At 68.6% G+C, this 3,981-nt stretch carries 6 protein-coding genes; 2 read left to right on the top strand and 4 right to left on the bottom strand.

The features are described 5' to 3' along the window. The coding region (locus tag WBA11_RS15280) for an ABC transporter permease (RefSeq protein WP_424521524.1) at window positions 1-388 on the bottom strand (388 nt) is incomplete at its 3' end. Here WBA11_RS15280 and WBA11_RS15275 point away from each other — a divergent pair. Together WBA11_RS15275 and WBA11_RS15270 are read left to right on the top strand one after the other, a co-directional pair. After that, on the top strand, window positions 375-497 hold the full coding sequence (locus tag WBA11_RS15275; RefSeq protein WP_424521523.1) for a hypothetical protein: 123 nt from the start codon (window positions 375-377) through the stop codon (window positions 495-497). The genes WBA11_RS15280 and WBA11_RS15275 overlap by 14 nt on opposite strands. A gap of 24 nt (window positions 498-521) precedes the next feature. Then, a complete protein-coding gene (locus WBA11_RS15270; protein ID WP_424521522.1) occupies window positions 522-680 on the top strand; it encodes a DUF5989 family protein in 159 nt (52 codons plus the stop codon). Window positions 681-985: 305 nt separating this feature from the next. Here the strand turns inward: WBA11_RS15270 and WBA11_RS15265 are convergent, their stop codons facing one another. From WBA11_RS15265 to WBA11_RS15255, 3 genes are all read right to left on the bottom strand, one after another. Then, on the bottom strand, window positions 986-1,471 hold the full coding sequence (locus WBA11_RS15265) for a GNAT family N-acetyltransferase (protein ID WP_424521521.1): 486 nt from the start codon (window positions 1,469-1,471) through the stop codon (window positions 986-988). Between the two features lie 31 nt (window positions 1,472-1,502). Next, window positions 1,503-3,575: an ATP-dependent helicase gene (locus WBA11_RS15260; protein ID WP_424521520.1), complete on the bottom strand. Its 2,073-nt coding sequence runs from the start codon at window positions 3,573-3,575 to the stop codon at window positions 1,503-1,505. Window positions 3,576-3,816: 241 nt separating this feature from the next. Then, window positions 3,817-3,981: TonB family protein (locus tag WBA11_RS15255; protein WP_424521525.1), on the bottom strand; the 165-nt coding region annotated here is incomplete at its 5' end.

Here is a 3,981-nt window from a genome sequence, read left to right as displayed (position 1 = left end):
CCTCGATACCGACGCCGGTCACCTCGTCACGGTCGCGCGTGACCGTCGCCCCAAATCCAGTGATTGGGGCGACGGAAAGAGCGCTCTCCGACTGCTCGGCCAGGAACGGGGCCAGGTCTTCGGTGATAGGCGGGCGGTTTCGGTACTTCCACCAGTCGCCCATGATGATCCAGGGGTTCTTCTGGACGAACAGGGCGTCGTCCCCGATCATCGCCATCGAGCGGTCGAACTCCTTCTCGATCCCGTTGATGACGGTGAACATCGACGTCACCGACACGATGCCGATCACGATCCCCAACGTCGTCAGCAGGGCTCGGGCCTTGCGCTCCCACAGCGCGCGGACGGCGATGCGGACGCCTTCGGCGACTTCGGTCGTGAGTGCGGGCACGGGCGGCTGGGGGAGTGGGACGGGCTACGGCGCCCACGGTGAGGAGTTGCGCGGCAGAGGGATCGTCCTCGAGAGCCGCGAGGCCGGCGGAGCCAGCGGACCGGCGTAGCTTCGAGGACGTTCCTCTGTGTCGATGTCGAAGCTCCGCGTCCTGTCCGAGTTCTGGCGGTTCCTCCGGGTCCGCAAAAAGTACTGGCTCGCGCCGATCGTGTTGGTGCTGGTGATGCTGGGGCTGCTGGTGGTGTCCGTCGGCGGGAGCCCGCTGGCACCGTTCGTCTACGCGCTGTTCTAGAGCGCACGGCCTCGAGGACGAACGAGCCGAGCTCTATCTATCCCGAGTCGTCCCCGCGCAGGCGGGGACCCATGCGGGGACGCTCGCGACCTCGAGGTCGGCAACCAGGATTCCCGCCTCCGCGGGAATGACGGCATGAGAGAGATCGAGTCGTGGAAACCTCTCCTTCTCGAGGTCGGCTACACGAAACCCTCACCCTGTCCCTCTCCCAGCGGGAGAGGGGACTCCTGACGCGACCTCGAGGTCGGATCGGGGCGTCTTCGAGGGCGGAGTCGGCGGCGGTCACCGTCACGTGATGCGAGCCGCTACAGGTCCCGCTCGAAGCGCAGCCGGAAGTCGCGGTACGCCGAGTTGTAGCCGGCCGCCGTGACCTCGAAGTTCTCTGCCAGGCCGAACACCGTCATCCCGGGGTGCTTGTTGGGGAACGTGTCGAAGGCGAACCGGCGGTAGCCCATCGACCGGGCCTCGGCCTCCATGCGGAGCAGCAGGGCTCGCGCGATCCCGTTGCGCCGCCAGCCCTCGAGGACGCCACCTTTCGCGCTGTAGAACGAGACGCGCGACTCGCCGTAGCCCACCTTGAACCCGACCGGCTCGCCCTCGACGCGGGCGACCAAGAGCGTCAGGTCGTCGCGGTCGAGCCGCTGAATCACGCGGCCGTCCCCGAATACAGCTTTGTTCAGCGACCGGATCGTCTCGAATCGGTCCACGCCGATCCGGTCGATGCGCAAGCTCGGCGACCCCGGATCAGGTCCGGGGCAGGCTCTCGAGGACGGGATGGCGGCGACTTCCATGTCTCTACGGTAGAGACACGGGGGCAGGGAATCAAGCCCGACCGTCGGAAAGCTGATTGCCGGGTGTGGGGAGCGCCGGCGCAGGGGGATCGGGCGTCTCCTCGACCAAGGACCACGGCTCGATCAGCGACTCGGGGAGCCCGCTCAAAAAGCGACTGGGCTCGGTCAGAAACTGTCCCGAGCCGCGTCGGTACTGGACGAGCGGATAGCTCACGTAGAGCTCGGTCTCGGCCCGCGTCAGGGCGACATAGAGCAAACGCCGCTCTTCGTCCTCCTCGTCAGATGACTGGAGCGCGTAGGCGGACGGGAGCACGCCATCGAGGGCGTGGATCAGGAAGACCGTGTCGAACTCCAAGCCCTTCCCCGAATGGATGGTCGTCAACACGAGGGGCGCCTCGTCCTTGTGGGCGCCTTCGGCGGGGTCCTGCGACCAGTCGAGCGGGTCGAGCGCGAGTGATTCCAGGAGCGCCGTCCTCGAGGTGTGGCGGGCCGCGAGCGCGACGACGGCCTCGAGGTCGGCCTCGCGGTTTTTGAGGTCGTCGGCGTAGACGCGTTCGAAGATGGGGCGGTAGTAGTCGAGAAGCTGCTCGACCTGGGCCTCGGGCGCCAGCGACTCGTCGCGCAACGGCGCGAGGGCCGAGACCAACTGCCCGACGGCCGCGCCGACTTTGGGCGACGGGACGACCTCATCGACCGACTGACGGAGCGCGTGCGTCGCGCCCTCGACGCCGCCGGCCGCGGCCTGGGAGATCCAGTCCAGCAGCCGCCGCGCGGTCTGGGGGCCGACGCCCTCGACGAGTCGCAACGCCCGGTTCCAGGCGACGGCGTCGGCCGGGTTCTCGGCGACGCGAAGGTGGGCGACGATGTCCTTGACGTGGGCCGCCTCGGCCAGCTTGAGGCCTCCGAACTTGACGAACGGCACCTTACGCCGCGTCAGCTCGGCCTCGAGGGCGTACGAGCACCAGCCGGACCGGAACAGGACGGCCTGTCGGTTGAGCGGCGTCCCGTCTTCTCGCTTATCGAGGACGACTTGGGCGACGAAGCGGGCCTCGAAGTCGTCGTCGGGCGCCTGGACGAGAGCGGGGAGATCGCCGCCCTCGCGGTCGGTGAACAGGCGCTTGTCGTAGGTCTCGGCCATGCCCTCGAGGACAGTATTGGCCAGGTCCAGGATGGGCTGCGTCGAGCGGTAGTTGTGCTCGAGCTTCAGCACGCGGGCGCCGGGGTAGCGGCGGGGGATCTCCAAAATGTGACCGACGTCGGCGCCGCGGAATCGGTAGATCGACTGGGCATCGTCGCCGACCATCGTCGCGTTGCCCCAGACGGACTGGAACCGCTCGACCAAGCTCGCTTGGAGATGATTGACGTCCTGGTACTCGTCGACCAGGACGTGCCGGCAGCGGCCGGCGACGGCGCGGCGGACGTCGTCGTGCTCGGTCAGGAGCTCGAGGGTGAGCGCCAACAGGTCGTCGTAGTCCATCACGCCGGTACGGCGCTTGGTCTCGGCATAGCCGTCACGCAGCGTGGCAATCGTCTCGAGGTGATCGGCATACTGCGGATAGGCCTCGGCGACGATCTCGCCTAGCGTCATGCCGCGGTTGGTGGCGGCGGAGAACATGCCGAGCAAGGTCCGCTTCTTGGGAAACCGCTTGGGCAGACGGTCCAAGCCGAGGCGCGTCCGGGCCAGGTCGATGACGTCGGCGGCGTCGGCCGTGTCCAGGATCCCGAACCGGCTCGGGTAGCCGACGCGCTCGGCGTGGACCCTCAATGTCTCGAGGCAGAACGCGTGGAACGTGCCGCCCCGGACGCGCTCGCACCGTCCGTCGAGAAGCTGTCCCGCCCGGTTCAGCATCTCGGTCGCGGCCCGGCGCGTGAACGTGAGCAGCGCGATCTGGTCCGGCGGCGTCCCCGTCTCGACGAGGTAGGCGAGCCGGTAGATCAACGTCCGCGTCTTCCCGGTTCCGGCTCCCGCTACGACCAGTGTCGTTCCCGGTCCTGCGGTCGCGGCGGCGACCTGCTGCCGGTCGAGGTCGCCGGCGTAGTCGAGGGTGAGGTCGGGCGTGCCCTCGTCGGGCTCGCGGGCCTTGAGGACGAAACGGCGGGCCACGGCGGTTGGGGGACGGTCTGGAGTCTACGTCCTCGAGGTCGCGCGGTCTCCGTCCTCGAGGGTGTCGCCTCGGAGCCGCGTACGTGCTCACGTCCTCGAGGTCGGGCACGGCGCGCCGTGCCCCTACGTATGCGGTCGTCTTCGTCCTCGAGGACGTGCCCCACCATCGAGGACATGCCACAAAAAGACGCCCCGGCAGCGCGTGCTACCGGGGCGTCGGGATCAGACCGTCAGGGGCCGACTACCGGAGTCGGAAGGTGACGGGGACGGCGAACCGGACCTTGACCGGGCGGCCGCGCTGCTGGCCCGGCGTGAACCGGCTGGCGCGGACGGCCTCGAGGGCGGCTTCGCTCAAGAGCTCGTTGGGCGAGCGGAGCACGACGGGGTCGACGACGTTGCCGCGCTC

It is taken from the genome of Rubrivirga sp. (assembly GCF_049648075.1).
Classification (GTDB): Bacteria; Bacteroidota; Rhodothermia; order Rhodothermales; family Rubricoccaceae; genus Rubrivirga.
The sequence above is the reverse complement of the archived record's forward strand: the minus strand, read 5'-3'. Positions and strand labels throughout refer to the sequence as shown.

What these genes read in the sequence shown, in the direction of transcription:
- WBA11_RS15270 (WP_424521522.1), top strand. Translation starts at nt 522, where the DNA reads ATGTCGAAGCTCCGCGTCCTGTCCGAGTTCTGGCGGTTCCTCCGGGTC.
- WBA11_RS15265 (WP_424521521.1), bottom strand. Translation starts at nt 1,471, where the DNA reads ATGGAAGTCGCCGCCATCCCGTCCTCGAGAGCCTGCCCCGGACCTGAT.